Origin of the sequence: Streptomyces sp. H27-H5 (assembly GCF_026627505.1) — a bacterium.
Lineage (GTDB): Bacteria > Actinomycetota > Actinomycetes > Streptomycetales > Streptomycetaceae > Streptomyces.
The window spans coordinates 65,203-88,317 of record NZ_JAPNLK010000005.1; the positions used below are offsets into that span (position 1 = coordinate 65,203).

18 protein-coding genes are annotated in these 23,115 nt (G+C 72.7%); 12 read left to right on the forward strand and 6 right to left on the reverse strand.

The window, feature by feature from the left end:
* Window positions 1-11: 11 nt before the first annotated feature.
* The gene (locus tag OTB19_RS03460) at window positions 12-662 is read left to right on the forward strand and encodes a DUF2278 family protein (RefSeq protein WP_267796405.1); all 651 of its coding nucleotides are present in this window, start codon (window positions 12-14) and stop codon (window positions 660-662) included.
* Window positions 663-729: 67 nt separating this feature from the next.
* Here OTB19_RS03460 and OTB19_RS03465 read toward each other — a convergent pair whose 3' ends face one another.
* A complete protein-coding gene (locus OTB19_RS03465) occupies window positions 730-2,370 on the reverse strand; it encodes an acyl-CoA synthetase (RefSeq protein WP_267796406.1) in 1,641 nt (546 codons plus the stop codon).
* A gap of 174 nt (window positions 2,371-2,544) precedes the next feature.
* Between OTB19_RS03465 and OTB19_RS03470 the strand changes: the two genes are divergently transcribed.
* The 5 genes from OTB19_RS03470 to OTB19_RS03490 all read left to right on the forward strand — a co-directional run bounded on the left by OTB19_RS03470 (window position 2,545) and on the right by OTB19_RS03490 (window position 6,974).
* Complete coding sequence (locus OTB19_RS03470; protein ID WP_267796407.1) at window positions 2,545-3,345, forward strand: crotonase/enoyl-CoA hydratase family protein; 801 nt, start codon at window positions 2,545-2,547, stop codon at window positions 3,343-3,345.
* Window positions 3,346-3,412: 67 nt separating this feature from the next.
* The gene (locus tag OTB19_RS03475; protein WP_267796408.1) at window positions 3,413-4,384 is read left to right on the forward strand and encodes a Zn-ribbon domain-containing OB-fold protein; all 972 of its coding nucleotides are present in this window, start codon (window positions 3,413-3,415) and stop codon (window positions 4,382-4,384) included.
* Window positions 4,384-5,451, forward strand: coding sequence for a thiolase domain-containing protein (locus OTB19_RS03480; RefSeq protein ID WP_267796409.1), 1,068 nt, complete (start codon window positions 4,384-4,386; stop codon window positions 5,449-5,451). Before OTB19_RS03475 ends, OTB19_RS03480 begins: the two co-directional genes overlap by 1 nt.
* Entirely contained in the window at window positions 5,448-6,614 is a 1,167-nt protein-coding gene (locus OTB19_RS03485) for a thiolase domain-containing protein (RefSeq protein WP_267796411.1), read from the forward strand. Before OTB19_RS03480 ends, OTB19_RS03485 begins: the two co-directional genes overlap by 4 nt.
* 132 nt (window positions 6,615-6,746) lie before the next feature.
* The gene (locus OTB19_RS03490; RefSeq protein ID WP_384615777.1) at window positions 6,747-6,974 is read left to right on the forward strand and encodes a DUF397 domain-containing protein; all 228 of its coding nucleotides are present in this window, start codon (window positions 6,747-6,749) and stop codon (window positions 6,972-6,974) included.
* A 41-nt stretch (window positions 6,975-7,015) separates the two neighbouring features.
* On the opposite strand, the gene OTB19_RS03495 is transcribed toward OTB19_RS03490, so the two are convergent.
* Window positions 7,016-8,206 (reverse strand): low temperature requirement protein A, encoded by a 1,191-nt coding sequence (locus OTB19_RS03495; protein WP_267796413.1) that lies wholly within the window; start codon window positions 8,204-8,206, stop codon window positions 7,016-7,018.
* Window positions 8,207-8,232: 26 nt separating this feature from the next.
* Between OTB19_RS03495 and OTB19_RS03500 the strand changes: the two genes are divergently transcribed.
* Together OTB19_RS03500 and OTB19_RS03505 are read left to right on the forward strand one after the other, a co-directional pair.
* On the forward strand, window positions 8,233-8,637 hold the full coding sequence (locus tag OTB19_RS03500; protein ID WP_267796415.1) for an ACT domain-containing protein: 405 nt from the start codon (window positions 8,233-8,235) through the stop codon (window positions 8,635-8,637).
* A 147-nt stretch (window positions 8,638-8,784) separates the two neighbouring features.
* On the forward strand, window positions 8,785-11,607 hold the full coding sequence (locus OTB19_RS03505; RefSeq protein ID WP_267796416.1) for an ATP-binding protein: 2,823 nt from the start codon (window positions 8,785-8,787) through the stop codon (window positions 11,605-11,607).
* 137 nt (window positions 11,608-11,744) lie between these two features.
* Here the strand turns inward: OTB19_RS03505 and OTB19_RS03510 are convergent, their stop codons facing one another.
* Entirely contained in the window at window positions 11,745-12,302 is a 558-nt protein-coding gene (locus OTB19_RS03510) for a toxin-antitoxin system, toxin component (protein WP_267796417.1), read from the reverse strand.
* A 520-nt stretch (window positions 12,303-12,822) separates the two neighbouring features.
* On the opposite strand from OTB19_RS03510, the gene OTB19_RS03515 reads away from it, so the two are divergent.
* The gene (locus tag OTB19_RS03515) at window positions 12,823-13,323 is read left to right on the forward strand and encodes a hypothetical protein (RefSeq protein ID WP_053682053.1); all 501 of its coding nucleotides are present in this window, start codon (window positions 12,823-12,825) and stop codon (window positions 13,321-13,323) included.
* An 82-nt stretch (window positions 13,324-13,405) separates the two neighbouring features.
* Here the strand turns inward: OTB19_RS03515 and kstD are convergent, their stop codons facing one another.
* The gene (gene kstD / locus OTB19_RS03520) at window positions 13,406-15,187 is read right to left on the reverse strand and encodes a 3-oxosteroid 1-dehydrogenase (RefSeq protein WP_267796418.1); all 1,782 of its coding nucleotides are present in this window, start codon (window positions 15,185-15,187) and stop codon (window positions 13,406-13,408) included.
* Between the two features lie 214 nt (window positions 15,188-15,401).
* Window positions 15,402-16,526: an aminoglycoside phosphotransferase family protein gene (locus OTB19_RS03525; RefSeq protein WP_267796419.1), complete on the reverse strand. Its 1,125-nt coding sequence runs from the start codon at window positions 16,524-16,526 to the stop codon at window positions 15,402-15,404.
* Between the two features lie 231 nt (window positions 16,527-16,757).
* Between OTB19_RS03525 and OTB19_RS03530 the strand changes: the two genes are divergently transcribed.
* Window positions 16,758-18,245 carry a hypothetical protein gene (locus OTB19_RS03530; protein ID WP_267796421.1) on the forward strand — a complete coding sequence of 496 codons (1,488 nt, stop codon included), beginning with the start codon at window positions 16,758-16,760 and terminating at the stop codon, window positions 18,243-18,245.
* Window positions 18,246-18,374: 129 nt separating this feature from the next.
* On the opposite strand, the gene OTB19_RS03535 is transcribed toward OTB19_RS03530, so the two are convergent.
* The gene (locus OTB19_RS03535) at window positions 18,375-19,802 is read right to left on the reverse strand and encodes a PP2C family protein-serine/threonine phosphatase (protein WP_267796422.1); all 1,428 of its coding nucleotides are present in this window, start codon (window positions 19,800-19,802) and stop codon (window positions 18,375-18,377) included.
* A 506-nt stretch (window positions 19,803-20,308) separates the two neighbouring features.
* Between OTB19_RS03535 and OTB19_RS03540 the strand changes: the two genes are divergently transcribed.
* Together OTB19_RS03540 and OTB19_RS03545 are read left to right on the forward strand one after the other, a co-directional pair.
* Window positions 20,309-22,555 (forward strand): xanthine dehydrogenase family protein molybdopterin-binding subunit, encoded by a 2,247-nt coding sequence (locus OTB19_RS03540; RefSeq protein ID WP_267796423.1) that lies wholly within the window; start codon window positions 20,309-20,311, stop codon window positions 22,553-22,555.
* 64 nt (window positions 22,556-22,619) lie between these two features.
* Window positions 22,620-23,075 (forward strand): (2Fe-2S)-binding protein, encoded by a 456-nt coding sequence (locus tag OTB19_RS03545; RefSeq protein ID WP_267796425.1) that lies wholly within the window; start codon window positions 22,620-22,622, stop codon window positions 23,073-23,075.
* Window positions 23,076-23,115: the final 40 nt, after the last annotated feature.

Genomic DNA, 23,115 nt, shown 5'->3' on the forward strand with positions numbered 1-23,115 from the left:
TCACTGGCGGCATGCCGCTCGAAGACTACGGAGTGTTGTCCGGGACCCTCCATCGCCATTTCCGCGACGAACCCGACACCCAGGGACGCTGGTTCCACGTCAATCTGGAGGTCGACACCCCCGAGGGTCGCCACCGGTGCGCGATCGACGTGGACAGCAAGGATTCCGACACCGGCGTGCGATGGAAGGTGATCACCCTCGCCGCCTCGGTGGTCGATCCCGCGTCCGGACTGCCGCCCGGCTTCCACGAACTCGCCCGCACCTCGGGCTCGGGCGCCGTCGACTACCTGCGCCACCCCGCGCTGCGCCCCCGGACCGGGTTCGGGATCGCCTGGCTCCGGGCGCTCCTGGACCGGCTGAGCCCGCCGCGCCCATGGGTCGTCGGCTCCCATCTGGAGGCCTCGCGGGCGCTGGAGCCGATCCTCGTGCCGGGCAGGTCGATCCTCGTCTTCGGGGAACCCTTCTCCCACGGCGGCCTCGGCGTGCACAACGTCCACCAGAACCAGGGCGACCCCTACGGCAGCCAGTGGTGGGCCGACAACGGGACCTGGCAGGACGGTGCGACGATGACCCGCCGCGAGGACGGGCAGTACGACGTGTTCCTGTCGAAGTTCTCCACCCAGGCCGACCGCACCGACGACGACGGCCACCCGGTGCCCTGACCGTCGACCGCGACCCGCCGGCCGGGCGATCGTCCCCGCCGGCGGGGATCCGCCCGGCCCGAAGCGATCAGGGGGTCGCCTCCGCCGCGTTCGCCTCCGAGGCCACCGTCTTCGCCCAGCGGTAGTCCGCCTTGCCGCTGGGCGAGCGCTGGATCGCCGGGGCGATGACCAGCTGGCGCGGGATCTTGTACCCCGCCAGCCTGGTGCGGCAGTGGGTCTGTATCTCGTCCAGCGTCGGCTCGCCCGCCCCCTCACGGATCTGGACCACCGCCGCCACGTGACTGCCCCACCTCGGATCCGCCACGCCGGCGACCAGCGCGTCGTACACGTCCGGGTGTGACTTCAGCGCCTGCTCGACCTCCTCCGGATACACCTTCTCCCCGCCGGTGTTGATGCACTGCGAGCCGCGGCCGAGCACGGTGACGATGCCCCGCTCGTCCACGGTGGCCATGTCCCCGAGCAGCACCCACCGCTCCTCGCCCTTGCGGAAGAAGGTCTCCGCGGTCTTGGCGGGGTCGTTGTAGTACCCGAGCGGAACGTGCCCCCGCTGCGCCAGCCGTCCCGGCTCGCCCACCGGCACGGGCTCGTGCGTCACCGGATCCACCACCTGCGTACGGTCGTTGACCTCCAGGCGGAAGCCGTTCTCCGGCCCGGAGTCGTTCGTGGCCTTCCCGTTCGACCCGGACTCGGACGAGCCGAAGTTGTTCAGCAGCATCACGTGCGGCACGAGCCGCTGGAACTCGGCCCGCACGGTCTCCGACATGATCGCGCCCGACGAGGAGACGCTGAAGAGGGACGACAGGTCGGTGCCCCGCAGCGGCCCGTTCAGGGCGTCGATGAGCGGCCGCAGCATCGCGTCACCCACCAGGGACACACTGGAGACCTTCTCCTTCTCGATCGTCCGCAGCACCTCCTCGGGCGCGTACTTGCGGTGGATCACCACCCGCTGTCCGTAGTTGAAGGCGATGAACGAGGTCAGCGTGGACGTGCCGTGCATCAGCGGGGGAGCGGGGAAGAAGGTGAGCCCGGCGCCGCGCGCGGCCACCCGCTCGGCGAGTTCCTCCGGCCGCTTGACCGGCTCACCGGAGGGCTCCCCGCCGAACAGCCCGGCGAAGAAGAGGTCCTCGGCCCGCCACATGACGCCCTTGGGCATCCCGGTCGTGCCGCCGGTGTAGATGATGAACAGGTCGTCGGGGGAGCGCGGCGGGAAACCGCGTTCGGGGGAGCCGGCCGCCGCGGCGTCCGCGAACGGGACGGTTGCGAGCGAGGGTTCGGGCGCCCCCTCGGGTGCCGTGCCGACCCGGATCAGGTGCCGGAGCCGCGTCGTCTGCGGCAGCGCGGCCGCCACCCGTTCGGTGAACTCGCCCTCGAAGACGAGCGCGGCGAGGTCGGCGTCGTTGTAGAGGTAGACCAGTTCCTCCTCCACGTACCGGTAGTTGACGTTCACCGGGACCAGTCGGGCCTTGAGGCAGGCCAGTACGGTCTGGAGGTACTCGACCCCGTTGTAGAGGTGCAGCCCCAGGTGCTCGCCGGCCCTCAGCCCGCTGTCGAGCAGGTGGTGCGCGATGCGGTTGGCCGCCGCGTCCAGTTCCGCGTACGTCAGGCGGTGCTCGGCGCCGGTCCCGGGGTGGTCCACGTACACCAGGGCCTCGCGGTCCGGGACGACGTCCACGACCGACTCGAACAGGTCGGCAAGGTTGTACTCCACCGTTCCTCCTGACCCGAAAAATCCCATGGGTGGGCTGCTCGGCGGTCATTAGAGCGCCGCTCATGCCAACTGGGAAGGGCGCAGGACAAGAAAACTGACTGTGTGTCAGAAAACTATTGAACTGCACTCGCCCCTCCTGCAACCTGTTCTAGGTCTTGAGACGGGAGGACGGCAATGGGTGGGACCGAACACCTGACCGTGGAACGCCGCGGAGCCACGCTGGTGCTCACCATGAACAGACCGGAAGCGAAGAACGCGCTCTCGCTGCCGCTGTTGGTGGGCCTGTACGACGGCTGGCTGGAGGCGGACGCCGACGACGCGATCCGCTCCGTGGTCCTGACGGGCGCGGGCGGCGACTTCTGCGCGGGCATGGACCTGAAGGCGCTGGCCGGGAAGGGCATGGCGGGCGACCAGTACCGGGACCGCCTCAAGGCCGACCCCGACCTGCACTGGAAGGCCATGCTCCGCCACCACCGACCGCGCAAACCGGTGATCGCCGCGGTCGAGGGGTACTGCGTGGCCGGCGGCACCGAGATCCTCCAGGGCACCGACATCCGGGTCGCCGGCGCGGGAGCCACCTTCGGGCTGTTCGAGGTCAAACGGGGCCTCTTCCCGATCGGCGGCTCGACGGTGCGGCTGCCCCGGCAGATCCCGCGCACGCACGCGCTGGAGATGCTGCTCACCGGACGGCCGTACCCCGCCGAGGAAGCCGCGCGGATCGGGCTCATCGGGCGGGTGGTGCCGGACGGCACGGCGCTGGACGCGGCCCTGGAGATCGCCGAGCGGATCAACGCCTGCGGGCCGCTGGCCGTCGAGGCCGTCAAGGCCTCCGTCTACGAGAGCGCCGAACTCACCGAGACGGAAGGGCTGGCCGCCGAACTCACCCGCGGTTGGCCCATCTTCGACACGGCCGACGCGAAAGAAGGGGCCCGGGCCTTCGCGGAGAAACGACCTCCGGTCTACAGGCGCGGCTGACCCCTCACGCGCCGGACGCCGACACGTCCACCGTCCCCACCGCCCCGGAGAAAACGGAGACCCCTCCATGACAGCAGCCGCGTCCCCACCCGAGGTGCTGCGCGCACCCCTCGTCGTCGAGTTCCCCTTCACCCGCTCCCTCGGACCCGTCCAGAGCGCCTTCCTCACCGGTCTGCGCGAACGCGTGGTCCTCGGCGTCACGACGTCCGACGGCAGGGTGATGGTCCCGCCCGTCGAATACGACCCCGTCACCGCCGACGAGATCCGCGACCTGGTCGAGGTGGCCGCGACCGGGACCGTCACCACCTGGGCCTGGAACGGCGATCCGCGCCCGCAACAGCCCCTCGCCACCCCCTTCGCCTGGGTCCTCGTCCGCCTCGACGGCGCCGACACCGCGATCCTGCACGCCCTCGACGCACCCGACCCCGAGTCGGTGGCCACCGGCATGCGGGTCCGGATCCGCTGGGCGACCGACCGCGTCGGGGCCATCACCGACATCGCCTGCTTCGAACCCGCCGACGCCCCGGCCGACCCCGCCTTCCCGCAGGCCGCCCCGCACGACGGGATCTTCGCGGACGCGGTCACCGGCATCGTCGCCGAGGCCCGCCTGGACTACACGTACAGCCCCGGCCGCGCCCAGACCGCCTACATCAACGCCCTCTCCGAGCGGCGGACCGTCGGCGAGCGCTGCCCCTCCTGCCACAAGGTGTACGTGCCCCCGCGCGGCGCCTGCCCGACCTGCGGAGTGGCCACCACCGACCGGGTCGAGGTCGGCCCCGCCGGAACGGTCACCACGTACTGCATCGTCAACATCAAGGCACGCAATCTCGACATCGAAGTCCCCTACGTCTACGCCCACATCGCGCTCGACGGCGCGGACCTCGCCCTCCACGGGCGGATCGGCGGCCTCCCCTACGACCAGGTCCGCATGGGCCTGCGCGTCGAACCCGTGTGGAGCGAGGGCGGGCGCCACCCCGACCACTACCGACCCACCGGCGAACCGGACGCGGACTACGACGTGTACAAGGAGCTCATCTGATGGCCAGGACGAGCAGGCACGCGCGCGACGTGGCCGTCGTCGCCTTCGCGCAGAGCGACCACCGGCGCAACACCGACGAGCTCAGCGAAGTCGAGATGGTCATGCCCGTCCTGCACCGGGTGCTGGCCCGGACCGGACTGAAGGCCGGCGAGATCGGCTTCACCTGCTCCGGTTCCAGCGACTACCTGGCGGGCAGGGCCTTCTCCTTCACCATGACCCTCGACGGGGTCGGCGCCTGGCCGCCGATCTCCGAGTCGCACGTGGAGATGGACGGCGCCTGGGCGCTCTACGAGGCCTGGGTCAAGATCCAAACGGGCGAGACCGACACCGCGCTCGTCTACGCGTACGGGAAGTCCTCGCCGGGATCGGTGCGCGACGTCATGACCCGACAGCTCGACCCGTACTACCTCGCCCCGCTCTGGCCCGACTCGGTGGCCCTGGCCGCCCTCCAGGCCCGGGCGCTGATCGACGCGGGCGAGACCGACGAGCGCGCCCTGGCCGCCATCGGAGCCCGCAGCCGGGCCTCCGCCGAGACCAACCCGCACGCCCAACTCAAGGGCGTCGTACCCCAGGGCGCGTACCAGGTGGCCCCGCTGCGCACCGGGGACTGCCCGCCCGTCGGCGACGGCGCGGCCGCCGTCATCCTCGCCGCGGGGGACGTGGCCCGGGGGCTGTGCGAGCGGCCCGCCTGGATCACGGGCATCGACCACCGCATCGAGGCACACGGCCTCGGGCTGCGCGACCTCACCGACTCCGTGTCCACCCGGATCGCCGCCGAGCAGGCCGGGGTCTTCGAGGGGCCCGTGGACACGGCCGAACTGCACGCGCCGTTCTCCTCCCAGGAGGTGGTCCTCCGCAAGGCGCTCGGGCTCGGCGACGAGGTGAGCGTCAACCCGTCCGGCGGGGCGCTCGCCGCCCACCCGGTCATGGCCGCCGGCCTGATCCGCATCGGCGAGGCCGCCGCCCGCATCCACCGCGGCGAGTCCGACCGGGCCGTCGCCCACGCCACCTCCGGTCCCTGCCTCCAGCAGAACCTGGTCGCCGTCCTGGAAGGGGACCGCACATGAGCAAGGAGCCCGTGGCCGTCGTCGGCATCGGCCAGACCAAGCACGTCGCCGCCCGACACGACGTGTCCATCGCCGGACTGGTCCGGGAGGCGGCCGTACGCGCCCTGGAGGACGCCGAGTTGACCTGGGCGGACATCGACGCCGTCGTCATCGGCAAGGCCCCCGACTTCTTCGAGGGCGTGATGATGCCGGAGCTGTACCTGGCGGACGCCCTCGGCGCGGTCGGCAAACCCATGCTCCGCGTCCACACGGCCGGTTCGGTGGGCGGATCCACCGCCCTGGTCGCCATGAACCTGGTGGCGGCCCGCGTCCACCGGACCGTCCTGACCCTGGCGTTCGAGAAGCAGTCCGAGTCCAACGCCATGTGGGGACTCTCCCTTCCGGTGCCCTTCCAGCAGCCGCTGCTGGCGGGAGCCGGCGGGTTCTTCGCCCCGCACGTGCGCGCGTACATTCGGCGCACCGGAGCCCCCGACACGGTGGGCTCGCTCGTCGCCTACAAGGACCGGCGCAACGCCCTGAAGAACCCGTACGCACACCTGCACGAGAGGGACATCACCCTGGAGAAGGTCCAGGCCTCGCCCATGCTGTGGGACCCCATCCGCTACTCCGAGACCTGCCCCTCCTCGGACGGGGCCTGCGCGATGATCCTCACCGACCGCGAGGGGGCCGCGCGGTCGCCGAGGCCGCCGGCCTGGGTGCACGGCGGCGCCATGCGCAGCGAGCCGACGCTGTTCGCCGGCAAGGACTTCGTGTCCCCGCAGGCGGGCAAGGACTGCGCCGCCGACGTCTACCGGCAGGCGGGCATCTCCGATCCCCGCCGGGAGATCGACGCGGTGGAGATGTACGTGCCGTTCTCCTGGTACGAGCCGATGTGGTTGGAGAACCTGGGCTTCGCCGCCGAGGGCGAGGGCTGGAAGCTCACCGAGGCCGGGGTCACGGAACTCGACGGCGACCTGCCCGTCAACCCGTCGGGCGGCGTCCTGTCCACCAACCCGATCGGCGCCTCCGGCATGATCCGCTTCGCGGAGGCGGCGCTCCAGGTCCGCGGCCAGGCCGGCGAACACCAGGTCGCGGACGCCCGGCGGGCCATGGGGCACGCCTACGGCGGCGGGGCGCAGTTCTTCGCGATGTGGCTGGTCGGGGCCGAAGAGCCCACCGGCTGAACGGAATCCGATCTCCGGGCGGGGTGTCGGGCCGGCCGGCGGTGACCCGTCGCGGCCTGTGCGGCACCCGCCGGCGTGGTTAGTGTTGCCCTCGGACGACGTACCGGGAGGAGCACGCACGTGGCCGAGAGCATGACTTCGCAGCCCCTCGCAGGCTGGGACAAGCCGGACCTCGATCTCAGCGGGGCGGATTGGCGGTCGAGCAGCCGGGGAGCGGGTGACGTTCAGATCGCCTTCGTGGAGGGGTTCATCGCGATGCGCAACAGCGGTCGGCCCGACAGCCCTTCGCTGATCTTCGCGCCGGACGAGTGGCGCAAGTTCGTCCTGGACGCGCGCGGTGGAGAGTTCGACCTGACGTAGGCACAGCCGTCGGGGGGCGGAGCCGTCGCCCCCCGACGGCCCTACGGGGAGAGCGGGGCCGGGGCCCCGGAGGGTCGACGCAGCCGCCACACCAGGGGCCACCACAACGCGAGCACCAGCAGCCACACCAGGTGCCCGGCCCGGGCCTCCCGGGCCGTGAGGCCCACCACCAGGACCAGGGCCAGCGGCGGACCCGTCAACAGCAGCGCCCACGGAGCGCTCCGCCCCGAGCGGGCCACCGCCGCGCCCGCGATGACGAGGTACACCGCGAGGCTCCCGCACATCAACCACCGCACCCGTTCCGGCACGGCCGTGTCGGTGTACGCGACCGAGTCGCCCAGGGCCGCCGCCAGGGCCGCCACCGACCCCGCCACGAAACAGTGCAGCGGCAGCGCGAGCCGTACGGGCACGGCGCCCGGGGCCAGCAGCGGCACCCCGTCCGAGCCGTGCCGCAGCGACAGCGACCACAGCAGGATCAGCAACAGGAACGCGCCGGTCCCCACCGCGTACAGCGCGGAGTCCCACTCCACCTCCGAGGCCTCGGACACCGTCTGGGCGATCCCCTCGCCCAACACGATCAGCACGAACAGGCCCAGCCGTTCCCCGAGATGGGGGGCGTCCGTGTACGCGGCCCGCAGCTTGCGGGGCGGCCGGTGTCCCGTCCACACCGCCGCGTCCTCGTCCGCCGCCCGGCCCGCCGGGGACTTGGTGGACACCGCGAACATCACCACCAGGTCGATGGCCAACCCGAGTGCCCACAGCGCGTACCGGGCCGTTCCGTCGAACCACATCGACACCACCCACGGCGTCAGCCCCAACCCCAGGCGGGTGATCGGCAGATCCGCCACGTACTCCCGGCGGCGCTCCCAGGCCTTCCCGGCCAGCGACCGCACGAGGATGTAGGCGAGTGCGAACGCGGCGGCCTGTTCCCCCTCCCGCACCCCGTGCACCGCGGCCGCCATCACGGCCAGCCCGAACATGCCGGCCAGCACCCTCCACACCCGGACCTGGTCGCGGGTGACGTTGCCGTAGACCGTGAACAGCATCCAGCCCGTCCAGAACGCCAGGAACATCACCGCGTACAGACCCAGATCGGCCCACGCGGGACCGCCGTGCAGCAGATGGGCCAGCTGGGCCACGCCGGCCACCGCCGTCAGGTCGAAGAACAGCTCCAGCCAGGAGGCGTGACGCTCGCTCTGCTCGTTCTCCGCCGGAGGCGCCGAATCGGTCATATGGGGATGATAGGTAGGGTGGGTCCATGAGTGGAGAGAGCGACCTGCGGAAACTGCTGAGCGGCATGCGACCGGAGCTCAACGAGGGGGCCTACGTCTTCTGCACGGTCCCGGGCCCGACCGCACCCGACGGGGTCACCCCCGTCGCGACCGTCCTGGAACCCGAGGGACTCACCCTGGTCCTGCGCCGCGAGGACGCCGACGCGGCCGGACTCGCCTACGACTACACCGCCGGATGGATCACCCTGCGCGTGCACTCCGCCCTCGACGCGGTCGGCCTCACCGGAGCCTTCGCCGCCGAACTCGCCGCACACGGCCTCAGCTGCAACGTCATCGCCGGATACCACCACGACCATCTGTTCGTGGCCGCCGAGCGCGCCGCCGAGGCGGTCGCCCTGCTGGAAGGCCTGGCGGTCCGTTCGGCACACTGAACGGGCGCCTCCCGGAGGGTCGGAAAAGTTTCCGATCTTTCCCGACCATCGACCTGTCACCACGTGCGCGCGGGCGTACTCTGATGCCCCGAACAGGCCTGGGGGGTACCAGCCATGACGGACCGCCGGACCCGCACACGGCGCACGATGTTCGAACGCGAAGCGGAACTCGCCACCGTGGACGAGGCCCTGGAGCAACTCACCGCACCGGGCACGGACGGACGCGGGGCGAGCGGCGCCCTGCTCGCCTTCTCCGGCCCGGCCGGCCTCGGCAAGACCACCCTGCTCACCGAGGTGCGCCGCCGCGCCCACACCCGCTCCTGCACCCTGCTCGCCGCCCGCGGCGGCGAGCAGGAACAGAGCCAGCCCTTCCACGTCGCCCGCCAGCTCATACAGCCCCGGCTGGCCGGCCACACCGAGTCCGAACTGCGCGAAACCCTCGGCAGCTGGTACGCCATCGTCGGTCCGGCCCTCGGCCTCTGCGCCCCCGAACAGGGCGCCCCGCCCGACCCCCAGGGACTGCGCGACGGCCTCGACTGGGTCCTCACCCACCTCACCGTCCAGCGCGCCCCCGTCGTCCTCGTCCTCGACGACGCCCACTGGGCCGACCCCGAGTCCCTCGGCTGGCTCGCCGCCTTCGCCCCCCGCGCCGAACACCTTCCCCTGCTGCTCGTCGTCGCCTACCGCCCCGACGAACTCCCCGCCCACGCCGAAGCCTTCCGCACGCTGCCCGGCCGGGCCGGACAGCGTCCGCTGTCCCTCGCCCCGCTCAGCGCCGCGGCCGTCTCCACCCTGATCCGCGAGGCCGTCGGCGACCACGCGGACGACGTCTTCTGCCACGAGGCCTGGGCCGTCACCACCGGCAACCCCTTCGAGGCCGTCGAGCTCACCGCCCGGGTCCGGGACAAGGGCCTCGCCCCCGTCGGGGCCAGCGCCCCGCTGCTGGCCGACCTCGCCGCCGCGCAACGCGGCAGCGGACTCGTCGCCCGCCTGCAGAACCTGGGCCCCTCCACCGTCCGGTTCGCCTGGGCCTGCGCCGTCCTCGGCACCGCGATCCCCCGGGACATCGCCGCCCGGGTCGCCGGCCTCGGCACGGAGGAGGCCGTCGACGCCACCGGACGACTGCGGGACGCCCGCATCCTGTCGGGCGCGGCCGAACCCGTCGGCGGCGAAGAACCCTTCACCGGGCTGGAGTTCGTCCACCCGCTGATCGCCACCGGCATCTACCGGGCCATCCCCGACGCCCTGCGGGTCGCCCTGCACGGCAAGGCCGCCGCGGCCGTCGTGGACGCCGGCCTCGGCCCCTCCGCCGCCGCCCGCCACCTCCTGGAGACCCACCCGGAAGGCGACCCCTGGGTGGTGCGCACCCTGCGCGAGGCGGCCGGCGAGAACCTCCGCGCGGGCGCCCCCGAAGCCGCGCGCCGCCAACTCGCCCGCGCCCTGCGCGAACCCCCGGACTTCGACGAGCGCGCCGCCGTCCTCTACGAACTCGGCTGCGCCTCCCTGCTCACCGAGCCCGCCAACACCGTCAACCACCTGCGCGCGGCCCTCGCCGAGCCCTTCGACGACCCCGCCCTGCGCCAGGGCATCGTCATCCGGCTCGCCCAGGTGCTCTCGCACAGCGACCGGCTCGCCGAGGCCTCGGACTCCCTCGCCCGGGAGATCCCGCACACGCACGAACTCCGGGCCCGACTGCGCCTGCAGTCCGAGCAGTTCATGTGGGACGCCTTCAACGCCGCCGAACCCGACTCGCCGGCCCGCTCGCGCCGCCTGACCAGGCTCGCCGACCGACTCACGGGCCGCGACCTCACCGAGCGCTACGTCATCGGCCTGCGCGCCTGGGACGCCTGCCTGCGCGGAGAACCCGTGGACGTGGTCCTGCACCACGCCGGCCGGGCCCTGACCACCCACTTCAGCTGGGCCCACGAGGACCGGGGCTTCGAGGTTCCCGTGCTCACCGCCATGGTCCACATGTACGCCGACCGGCCGTGGCGCGCCGAGGAACTGTTCGAGGCCGGCACCGCCGAGTTCGAGCGCCAGGGCTGGCGCGGCGCCCACCTGTCCTTCGCGTACAGCCTGCGCGCGTACATCCGGTACCGGCGCGGGCGGTTGGTGGAGGCGGAGGAACTGGCCCGCGCCGGGCTGCGGCTCGCCGAGCGCGTCGGGCGGCGCACGCCCGTGCACTGGTACGCCATCGCCATCCTCGTCACGACACTGCTCGCCCGCGGGCGGCCCGACGAGGCCTGGAAGCTGGCACGGGAACACGAGTACGCCGAACCCTTCCCGGCGGCCGTCGTGTTCCCGGACTCCCAGACCGTGTACGCCGAACTCCTGCTCGCCCACGACGACACCGCGGCAGCAGTCGCCGAACTGGAGTCCGTCGACCGGCGGTTGACCCCGCGCGGCATCCAGAACCCGTCCTGGTGCCCGTGGCAGCTCCTCCTCGCCCGGGCGGTCGCCGCCGAGGACCCGACCAGGGCGCGCACGCTCGCCTCCGACGCGGTCCGACGTGCCCGCGCCTTCGGCGCCCCGTCCGGTATCGGCCAGGCCCTGCGGGTGGCGGCCGAGGTCGCGGAGCCCGCCGACCGCACCGGGCCGCTCACCGAGGCGGTGTCCGTCCTGTCCGCCTCCCCGGCCGGATACGAGCTGGCCTGCGCGCTGGCCGCCCTGGGCGCCCACACCGGGGACGTGGAGACGCTCGCGCGAGCGGTGCTCACGGCCCGGGAGTGCGGGGCCGACGGCCTGGAGCGGACCGCGACGCGGACCCTGCTCGAACGGGGCGGCCCCGTGCCGCGGGACACGGCCTGGCAGGCCGCGCCGACCGAGGAGGAGCTGAAGGCGGCCCGGGCCGTGGTCGCCGGGCACCCGGTCCCGTCGACACGGGAGTTGTCCGCCGCGTACCGCAAGCTCGGCACGGACCGTCCCGGGCTGCCGGAGGCGCTGGAGGCGTACGACCGCGCCACCCGCTGAGCGGACACCCGTGCAGGGCGCCGGCTCCGGCAGTCCCGCGCGCGGCCATCCCACGACCTGCCACAGCCGGCTCCACGGCACCGAGACCGTGATCACGCAGGCGACGGTGCGGTAGGGGCCACAGAAGGTGTCGGACGTCAGCGGAACCCGATCGGTCCGCGACCGCCGAGGGCGTTGCCGATGCGTCCGGCGACATCGTCGCGCCGGGCGGCGCCGGCGGCGGTGCCCGGGGAGGCCAGCCAACCCCGGCAGCGGTCCCCGAGCAGCAGTCCGAACCTCTCGGCCTCCATCTCGTCCGCGTCCTCGTAGTGGGAACGCGCCGCGACGGTGGCGTACGTCAGGTCGGGGTTGCCCGGCAGCGACCTGGCGGCCGCGGCCGGACCGAGGCCGTGCACGCTGCCGTGCCCGGCCCGCATGTGCCACAGCTCGTGCCCCAGGATGACGAGCTGGTGATCCGGCGTCGTGTGCTTCTCCACCACGACGATGTCGTAGTCCTCCATGTTCAGCCACAGCCCCGACGTGGTGAGCTCCGGCGGGAACCGTTCGAAGCGCAGCAGGATGGGCCGCCCGCCGCGCAGCGCGCTCATGTTGTCGCACAGCGCTCGGAAGAGGGCGTGCGGTTCGGCGGTCGACTCCACGTCGAGTGAGGTGGTCAGCGCTTTGCACAGCTTGCGCATGGACCGGGCCACGCTCATACTCCGCCCTCCCCTGTGGACACCCCGAACACCGCCGACGACGACGCGGTGGAGGCTGCGAGGAGCAGTGTCCCCCTCCTCGGGGCGAGGGCATCCCCCCGAGGAAGGATGGATACCGGTCCGTGACACCGCCCGGGGGCCCGGCGTCCGGTGCCCGCACACGGCTGAGCGGGCGTCACGGCGGGAGACGGGTCTGGGTCGGCCATCTGCCTGCCCTTCCTCGGACCAGCGGCCGATCGTCGATGTGCGCTTCGCGGCCAAGCGTAAGTCGTTGAAAACGCAAGATCCATCCCGGCCGGCCCCCGATACCGGATCGAAGGCCACCGGCGGATGCGCGACGGACCACCGCGCGCCGGGGCGGTCGATCAAGGGACCGACCGGTCCGACGCGGGAAACCGGAAGGGGTGGCGACGGTACCGGACAGGACGACGGCTCGCGGTGCCCCGGGCGGCGGGCGCGGGGCCGGGTCGGATGAGGGGGCCCGGGCCGGAAAAGGGTCCCGGCCACGTACCATGGCGGCATGTCCTTCCTCCGCCGCCACCGCGCCGCCACACCCGCCGGCCCGGACTTCGACGTCCTGGCCATGGACCCGGGGGACTGGCCGGGCAACCTCGGGGCCGGGCTGCTCCCCGCCCCCGACGGCAGCTGCCAGGGCGTCTTCCTGCGCTACGACCTGTTCGGCGGTCGCGGCCCCGCGATGATCATCGGCAATCTCCCCGAGGGCTCGCCGGCCCGGGACCTCGCCGACAAGCAGGTCCCCTTCGAGGTGGCCCAGCTCCTCGACGCCCTGGAGAACGACGAGGACGTCGAGGTCACCGGAGTCGAGGACTGCCCCGTCATGCAGGGCGACAACCTCCTCATCGTCCGCAAGGTCAAGCTTTCGGAGTCCCGCATCTCCTGCGTCCAGTTCGACCGCAGCGACAACGTGCTGGTCACCATCGCCAGCTGGGACCGCCCGATCACCGACGACCTCTACGCCCTCCTGAAGCCGCTCCCGGCCGAGCTCTTCCAGCAGGGCTGACCCTCCGCCCGGCCGCCCGCCGCGCGACCGGCGCGGCCGCGAGCGGGCAGGCGTGAGCGGGCGGGCGGCGCCGGCCCGTGCCTCAGGCGTCCGCGATGTCGTTCGCCGCCACGTACCCGAACGTCATCGCGGGGCCGATCGTCGATCCGGCCCCCGCGTAACTGTGACCCATCACCGCCGCGCTCGCGTTGCCCGCCGCCCACAGGCCCCGGATCACCGAACCGTCGGACCGCAGCGCCCGCGCCCGGGCGTCGGTGACGATGCCGCCCTTCGTCCCCAGGTCCCCCGGCACGATCTTGAAGGCGTGGAACGGGGGCGCCCAGATCGGCGCGAGGCACGAGTTCGGCTGGACGTTCGGGTCCGTGTAGTAGTGGTCGTACGCCGTGTCGCCCCGGTGGAAGTCGGCGTCGTTCCCGCTCCACGCCTGCGCGTTGAAGCGGTTGAGGGTCGAGCGCAGCGCACCGGCCGGCACCCCGATCTGGTGGGCCAGCGCGTCCCAGGTCCACGCCTTCTTCGCCGCGCCCGACTCGTACCAGGAGTCGGGGAAGACGAAGGTCGGCAGGATGTCCTTGAACAGGTACTTGTTGCGGTAGTTCTGGTCCACGATCAGCCAGGCCGGTATGTGGGAGCCGACCGCGCCCCGGTCCTTCTCGTACATCACGTGCACCACGTCGCTGTAGGGCGCCGCCTCGTTGACGAACCGCGTGCCGTTCCCGTTGACGATCAGCCCGCCCGGCAGGGTCCGTTCGGCCAGACAGAAGTACGGCTCGCCGGGGAGCGGGATCGACGGCCCCCACCAGGCGTCCTCCATCAGCCCCAGCGCCGCGCCGGCGCGCTGCCCCGCGCGGATCCCGTCGCCGGTGTTCTCCCTCGCGCCGACCGACCACTGGGTGCCGATGGGCTGTTGCTGGTACTGGGCCCGCATCTGCGCGTTGTGCTCGAAGCCGCCCGAGCCGATGATCACGCCCTTGCGCGCCCGCACGGTCCCCCGTACGCCCTCCTTCTCCACCACCACGCCGGTGACGGCCCCGCCCTCCTGGACCAGGTCCACCAGCGGGCTGTTCAGCCACACCGGGACCCCCGCCCGCTGGAGGCCGGCCCGCAGTCCGGCGGCGAGGGCCTGCCCCATGGTCAGCGGCTTCTCCCCGCGCAGCGCCGCCTTCGTGCCGCGCGCCAGACACTCCGCTGACACCGCCAGGCCCTTGGCGCTGACGGCCGCGAGGTTGAGCCACTTGTAGTCCTGGCTGAAGACGACCATCCCGGCCGGCACCGGCATGTACGCCGGGTTCAGACGGGCCAGTTCGGCGCCGAGGACGTTGCCGTCGATCTGGTCGGGCTCGATGGAACGGCCGTTCGGCAGCCCGCCGGGCAGGTTCGGGTAGTAGTCGCTGTAGCCGTCCATGAAGCGGAACCTCAACGGGCTGTTCGCCATGACGAAGTCCAACATCCGGGGGCCGTTGGCGAGGAAGGCCTGTTGCCGGTCCGCCGGTACGTCGGGCCCCACCACCGCCGAGAGGTACGTGGCGGCCTTCGCCGGAGTGTCGGGCACACCGGCGCGCAGGATCACCGAGTTGTTCGGCAACCAGATGCCGGCCCCCGACCGGGCGGCCGACCCGCCGAAGGTGGGGGCCTTCTCGACCACCAGCACACTCAGGCCCCGCCCGGCGGCGGTGAGCGCGGCGGTCATTCCCGAGGCGCCGGAGCCGACCACGACGACGTCGTACTCGCCGAGCGGGTCGCCGTCGGCGGCCCGCGCGACGGCCCCCGGCAGCACGGTGGCGGCGAGTACGCCGGCTCCGGTCCCGGCGAGGACGGTCCGGCGGGAGGGCAGGGCGGGGCGTGCGGGATCGGGGCTCGCGGACATGGCAGGCTCCAGCGGGTCGGGGAAGCGGGCGTGTCCGGCATGTCTGATGCCGAGTCGGAAAAGGTCTTCGGGGGATCATGTGAAGTCAAGGCATCCGGCGCCGCCGCTTCCCACCGGACCCGCCACCGACCCGGCCGCGTCCCGCCGCCGACCCCGGACGCGCGGAGGTCCCATGGCGATGACCGCCATGGGACCTCCGCGCGAACCGTCCGCGTCAGCGCGTGCCGACCGCAGCGCGCACCGCCCTGCGGGCCATCCCGCAGTCGTCGTGCAACCGTCGCAGCAGCAGGCGCTGCTCCTCGCCCGAGGACAGGGAGCCCGCCGGCGTCGACGGAGCGGGGGCGGCCGCCGACATCGAGCGCTGCACCGCCGTCTCGGACATCCTGATCTCCCGCGTCAGCACCAGCATCAGGTTCACCAGGAAGGCGTCCCGCGCCGCCGGTCCCTGCTGCTGCGCCAGCCTGCTGATCTGACCGCGGGCGGCCGGGGCGTCGCCCAGCACGGTCCACAGGGTCGCCAGGTCGTAGCCCGGCAGGTACCAGCCCGCGTGTTCCCAGTCGAGGAGCACCGGGCCGGCAGGGGACAGCAGCAGGTTGGAGAGCAGGGCGTCACCGTGGTTGAACTGCCACGGGGTGCCGGCGAGCTTCAGGCCGTGCAGCAGCTTCTGCAGGTCGCCGTAGTCCCGGTCGGTCAGCAACCCCAGCTCGTGGTCGCGGTTGATCCGCCGGGCGTAGTCCATCGGGTGCCCGAACAGCTCGGGCGCCGGACGCCACTGGTTGACCCGGCACACCGCCCCGAGCGCCGCCCGGACGTCGGCCCGCGGCGGGGCCTCCACCGGGTGCCGCTGAAGCGCGGCGACCCGGCCCGCCATCCGCTCCACGACGAGTACGCAGTTCTCCGGGTCGGCGGCGATCAGGCGGGGCACCCGGACCGGCGGACGGTTGCGGACGAAGGTCCGGTACGCAGCTATTTCGTGCCGGTACCGCTCGCGCCATTCCGGCGAATGGTCCAGTAACACCTTCGCGACGGCCGTCATCCGTCCGGTGGTGCCCACGAGGAGGACGGAGCGGCCGCTGCGCCGCAGCACCTGCACGGGTGCGAACTCCGGACAGATCCGTTGCACCGAGGCGAGCGCGGTGCGCAACTGCGCCCCCTGCGGCCCCGAGAGGTCGATTCTTCCGCTCGGCGGCTGGGTTCCGGTGCCCGGCATCCGCCGCGTCCGAAGGGCGCCCTGGGGCAGGTTCGCCGGGCGACCGGGTTCGAGGTAGGGGCCGCCACCGGCCGGGAGCGTACGGTGCGGCCGGACCGGTGCGGACACGGAGGTCGTTGCTGCGTACATGGCGTTTACAGTTCCCTTCGTGCGCCGACGAGTTGCGTACGCCGCCCCGCCGGATCCCGTGCTTCACCCTGGGGAGTTCCGTCGGTGACCGGGTCGGGGAGGCGCATTCCTACCTGACACCCGACCGTGGGTGGCGGACCATCTTGCGTGCCCTGGCGAAGCCTGGCGAATAGTCGCTGGGCATCTGACGGGGGGCTACTGTCAACTCAGCCGAGAACCTGGGGGCTTGACGTGAGCAAAGGTCCAAACACCCGTCTGAACGACCTGTTCGGCCTGGCCGGCTGGTCCAAGGGCGAACTGGCGAGGATGGTCAACCGGCAGGCGGGGGCCATGGGTCACCACCAATTGGCCACCGACACCTCGCGGGTGCGGCGCTGGATCGACATGGGGGAGACCCCGCGCGAACCGGTGCCCACGGTACTGGCAGCACTGTTCACCGAGCGGCTCGGTCGTGTCGTGACCATTGAGGACCTCGGGTTCGTACGGCAGCGGCGCACCTCCAAACGGCAGCCCGACGGGGCGCAGGAGAACCCCGACGGAGTGCCCTGGGCGCCCGAACGCACAGCCGCGGTCCTCACCGAATTCACGGGAATGGACCTCATGCTCAACCGTCGCGGCCTGATGGGCGCGGGAGTCGCGCTCACCGCAGGCTCAGCCCTCAGCAACGCCATGTACGACTGGCTGCACACCGATCCCGCCGCCGCCAAGGACGCGCAGCGTTTCGGAGACAACGCCTACCAGGCCGATCAGGCGGGTTACGACCGCTACGAGGCCGCCCCCATCGGCTCCCAGGAGATCGAGGCCCTGGAGCGCTCCGTCGAGGTGTTCCGCGCCTGGGACGCCTCCAGGGGTGGCGGACTCCAGCGCAAGGCCGTCGTGGGCCAGCTCAACGAGGTGGGCGGCATGCTCGCCTACCGCCACCCCGACCACCTCCAGCGCAGGCTGTGGGGGGTGGCGGCCAACCTGGCGGTCCTGGCGGGCTGGATGTCGCACGACGTCGGTCTCGAACCCACCGCCCAGAAGTACTTCGTGATCGCCGCCCACGCGGCGCGTGAGGGCGGCGACCGGCCGCGCGCCGGCGAGGCCCTGTCCCGGGCCGCCCGCCAGATGGTGCACCTCGGGAAGCCGAACGAGGCCCTCGACCTGATGAAGCTGGCGCAGTCCGGCTCCGGGGAGCAGACCCTGCCGCGCACGCGCGCCATGCTCCACACCATCGAGGCCTGGGCCCAGGCCGCCATGGGCAAGGGGCAGGCCATGCGCCGCACCCTGGGCGAGGCCGAGGACCTGTTCGTCTCCGACAAGGGCGACGTGCCACCGCCGTCGTGGATGCAGCACTTCGACGAGGCGGACCTGCACGGCATGCAGGCCCTGGCCTTCCGCACCCTCGCCGACCACGACCCCTCGGTCGCGCCGATCGCCCAGCGGCACGCCCACGAGGCGCTGCGGCTGCGTGCGCAGGGGCACCAACGGTCCCAGATCTTCGACTACCTCTCCATGGCCTCGGCCTGCTTCATCGCCGACGACCCGGAACAGGCCGACCGTTACGCCCGCCTGGCCCTGGTGTCGATGAACGAGACCTCCTCGCACCGGACATGGGACCGCCTGCGCGAGATGTACCGCCTCACCGGCCAGTACGCCGGCTACGCGCGCATCGAGGACCTGCGCCAGGAGATCGAGTCGGCCCTGCCCAACAGCCCCGTGGCGCCTAGGCCGGTGTGAGGCCCGCGCCGCCGGCGTCGGGGCCGGCGTACGAGGTCCACCCACCTCCGCGGACATGCGGGAAGGGCCGCGCCCCGGGCGCGGCCCTCAAGGAATGAGAACGAGAAGGAGGCCCCGGTCCGGCCGCCCCTACGATCCGACCCGAGCGACCAGCACGCAGGCGTCGCCGCCGCGCTCGTTCTCGTCGAACTCCTCGGTGACCATCCGCAGGCACTCCTGCGCCGACCGGGCCGTGGCGAGCTCCGGCGCGAGCGCCAACAGCCGCTCGGTGCCGTCCGCTTCGGCGATCCCGAAACCGCGCGGGGTCAGTCCGTCCGTACGCAGGATCAGTACGTCGCCGGGCTCCAGTCGCTCCTCGGCCTGCCCGTACACGGCGCCGGAGGTCGCCCCCAGCAGCACGCCCTCCGGCGGTTGCAGGGAGCGGCCGCGACCGCGACGGAACAGCAGGGGCGCCGGGTGTCCGGCCTGGGCCCAGGACAGCAGCCGGCGGGCGGGATCGTAGTGGCAGCAGACGGCCGAGCCGAGCGCCGGTTGCGCGGAGGTGTCCAGGAGCTGGTTGAGCCAACCCATCAGCGGGCCCGGCTCGATGCCGGCCATGGCCATCCCGCGCAGGGCGCCGAGGAGCATCGCCATCCCGGAGGTGGCGCTCACCCCGTGTCCCGTGAGGTCGCCGACCGTCAACAGCGAGCGACCGTCGGTTAGTTCGAGTGCGTCGTACCAGTCCCCGCCGATCGGCGCGCGGGTCGCGGAGGGCAGGTGGTGCGCGGCGACGTCCAGCGCGCCGGTGTTGTCGTGCGGGAACCGCAGGGAGCCGCGCCACGGGGGGAGCACGGCTTCCTGCAGCTCGACCGACAGCCGGTGCTCGGTCCGCGCGATGTCCCGGCGGCGCTGCAACGAGTCGTGCGACTCGCGCACCGCGCGCTGGCTTCGGCGCAGTTCACTCACGTCCCGCAGCACGGCCCACATGGAGGCCGTGCAACCGTCGGAGTCGAGTACCGGCTCGCCCCTCATGTGCAACGTCCGGACGCGGCCGTCGGCCCGGACGATGCGGAACTCGCCGTCGATCGATTTGCCGTCCACCAGGCAGTCGGTGACCATCGCGGTCAGGGCCGGCTGGTCCTCGGAGAACAGGGTCGAGCCCAGTTCGTCGAGCGGCAGCGGGCCGGCCTCGGGGGACCGGCCGAAGATCTGGAAGAGTTCCTCGGACCAGGTCACCGCGTCGGTGAGCAGGTTCCACTCGGCGCTCCCGACCCGGGTCGGTGGTTCGTCGGACAGGGTGTCGCAGGCCCCGTGCGGCAGCTCGACGAGCTCCTCGGGGGCGGGCGGCAACCCTTCCTTGAGCTGGCCGAGGTGCCGGCCGAGGTCGTCGAGGTGGTGTACGGCGAGGTCGCACAGTGCCCGTTGCCAGCGGCCCCGCGCGTCGTCGTCGTCCGCGACGGCGTCGCGGCGCACCGCGTTCACCTCGCCCCGCAGTCGCCGGGTCTGTGAGATCAGGGCGTCCACCGGTCCCGGCTCGGGGGGCTGCGCGGGACGGTCCGCGTAGAGATGGGACGGCATGAGGACTCCGATACAGGCGCGGCACGGCCAGGTCTGAAAGAAGGACCGGAATCGACTGTGGCACAGCCGGCGGAGGGTCGTAAGCGGTTTGGCAACATCTGTTGGAGGCTTGCCCGGGGCATATGCTCGCGGCCTCCCGGACGCTCCGAGGCCGTGCGAACGAATCCGGTCACCTCTACCGGCGCCCCCGGGGAAGATCCCCATCCGAGGGGCCGTGCCCCCGCGGCGTGACCCGGCCGGAAACCGGCCCCCGGGAAGGGCCCGGTCGAGCGTGCGGCCGAAGTGTGCGAGCGAAAGCGGCCGTTGTGCCCCCGCGAGCCTCCGTTCGCCGTGACGCGCGAGGTACCTCCGAACGAAGGACCCCCGCCGCCGGCGGCGGACAGATGCGTCCGCTGGGGCCCCCGGAGCGGGTTCCCCCCGCTCCCGGTGATCGCTACGCTACGTGTCGGTAATGAGTCGGGGGAGGTCCGTTCCGCGGACCGCGCGGGAGCGGGGGCCACGGGGACATGAACGATCAAGGCGGCGACGCCGGGCAACGCCACGACACGGCACCGAGCCGGCGCTCGTTCCTCACCCACCTCGTCGCCGCGCCGACCCTCGCCCTCGTCACGCGCGTCGCGGTCGACGCCCTCGCCCCGCAGCCCGCCCACGCGGTGATCCCGAGCCTGCCCGCGATCGCCGACCTCGTGGACCTCGGAGACCTGTTCATCCTGGCAGGGGCGCCCACGTCCGCGCTGCTGGCCCTCGCCGTCGAGGCGGACGGCACCATCCGCTTCCGACTGCCCCGGGAAGAGGTCGGCCAAGGCCTCACCACCGCCGTGGCCATGCTCGTCGCGGAGGAACTGGACGCCCCGCTCGCCCACGTCCGGGTGGAACTCGACGATGCCCGGGCCGAGTTGCTGTTCAACCAGCTCACCGGCTCCTCCAACGCCATCCGGTCCCTCTACGGACCCGTCCGGCAGATCGCCGCCACCGCCCGGGCCCGACTCGTCGCCGCTGCCGCCACCCGTTGGAACCTCTCCGCCTCCGCCCTGACCACGGCGAACGGCGTCGTCCGGGCCCCCGACGGGCGCACCGCCGACTACGGCGGCCTCGCCGCGGCCGCCGCCGCGCCCGGCCTGGTCGTCCTCGGGGCCACCCCGAAACCCCCGGCCCGGCACACCCTCGTCGGCCGACCGACCAGCCGCGTCGACGCCCGCGCCATGGTCACCGGAGCCCTGCGCTACACCCTCGACCTCGACGTACCCGGTGCCAAACCCTGCGTGCTGCGCCGACCGCCCACCCTCGGCGGCAGCGTCCGCGGCGTCACCAACCTCGCCGCCGTCCAGGCCATGCCCGGAGTCCTGCACGTGGTGACGATCCCCACCGGCGTCGCCGTCGTCGCCGAGACCTTCGGGCAGGCACTCGACGCCAAGGCTGCCCTCCAGGTCGCCTGGGGGCCCGGCCCCGCCGACCGGCTCACGGACGCGCAGGTACGGACGAAGCTGCGCGCCGCCACCCCGCCGCTGCTGGTGCCGCCGCTGCTCACCCCGTACGTGGACGCCGAGTTCGACTTCGCGTTCGTCAGCCACGCCCCGATGGAGACCAACTCGGCGGTGGCCGACGTACGGGACGGGCGGGCCGAGATCTGGTCCGGGCTCAAGTCCCCGATCGTGGCCCGTCAGACCATCGCCGCCGACCTCGGGCTGCCGCTCGACAAGGTCACCGTGCACGTGGTCCAGGCCGGCGGATCCTTCGGGCGGCGCCTCTTCTTCGACGCCGCCCTGGAGGCCGCCCGGGTGTCCAAGGCCTGCCGCCGCCCGGTGCGCCTGATGTGGACCCGGGTCGACGACACCCGTCACGGTCGGATGCGGCCGGCCACCCACCACAAGATCCGCGCCACCCACGCCCTCGGCGAGGTGCTCACGTTCGAACACCGGGTGGTCGCCGCCGAGACGGACTTCCGGCACGGGCTGGGCGAGATCATCACCGCCACCGCGGCGAACCTGCCGCTCGGCCTCGGCAACGCCACCCTCGCCCAGACGCTGTTCCTCACCACGATCAAGTCCCCGTACCACTTCGGGCTCACCACCCAGGCGCTCACCGAGGTCCCCACGGGAGTCCCCACCGGCTCGTGGCGCTCGGTGTACTCCGCCAACACCCGGGGCGCCGAGGAGATCGTCGTCGACGAACTGGCCGCACGGATGGGGAAGGACCCGTACGGCTTGCGCCGCACCTTCCTGAAGACCGACGCCCAGCGGGCGGTCCTCGACAAAGCCGCGCGGGAGGGGGAATGGGGGCGACCGATGCCGGCGGGGTGCGCACAGGGCATCGCCTTCCACGAGGAGTACAAGTCCCGCACCGCCTGCCTGGTCGAGATCGACACCCGCGACCCGGAGCACGTCCGCGTCACCAAGGCCGTCATCGCGGTGGACGTGGGCCTGCCCGTCAACCCGCGCGGGCTGGAGGCCCAGATGATCGGCGGTCTCACCGACGCCCTCTCCACCACCCTGCGCGCCGGCCTGCACCTCGACAACGGGTTGCCGTTGGAGGGCAGTTACAGCCAGTTCCACTGGGCGACGCAACGCGACACCCCCCAGGACGTACGGGTCTTCGTGCTCCCGGCCACCGGCGCCGAACCGGGTGGCGCCGGCGAACTCGGGGTGCCCGCCGCCGTCGGGGCGATCGCCAACGCCTGGGCCCGGGCCACCGGGAAGAAGCCGCGGAGCTTCCCGCTCGACTTCGACGTGGACTTCACCCCCTACCCCCGCTAGGCCACCCCGATCCCGTTTCCTCCCCCCGCCATCGTTCTCGACACCACCCCAGGAGCGCCGCGCCGTGCCCTCGCACACCTTCATCGTCAACGGGCGGAGCGTCACCGTCGACGCGCCCGACGATCTGCCCCTGCTGTGGGTGCTCCGCGACATGCTGGGCGTACGCGGCCCCAAGTACGGCTGCGGCGTGGACGTCTGCAAGGCCTGCACCAGTCACCTCGACGGCACGGACATCCGGCCGTGCGTGGTGCCCGTGTCCGCCTGCGCCGGCAGGACGGTGACCACCATCGAGGGCCTGGCGGACGGGGACGACCTGCACCCGGTGCAGGAGGCCTGGCTCGAACAGGATGTGGCCCAGTGCGGCTTCTGCCAGCCCGGCCAGATCATGGCCGCGGTGGCGCTCCTGCGGCGGACGGCCGACCCCACCGACGAGGACATCGACGCCATCGCCAACATCTGCCGCTGCGGAACCTACTTCCGCATCCGTGAGGCCATTCGCGGCGCGGCCGCGAAGATGTGAGCACGGCAGGCGACACAGCCCCCAGAGCGGGCGAACCGGA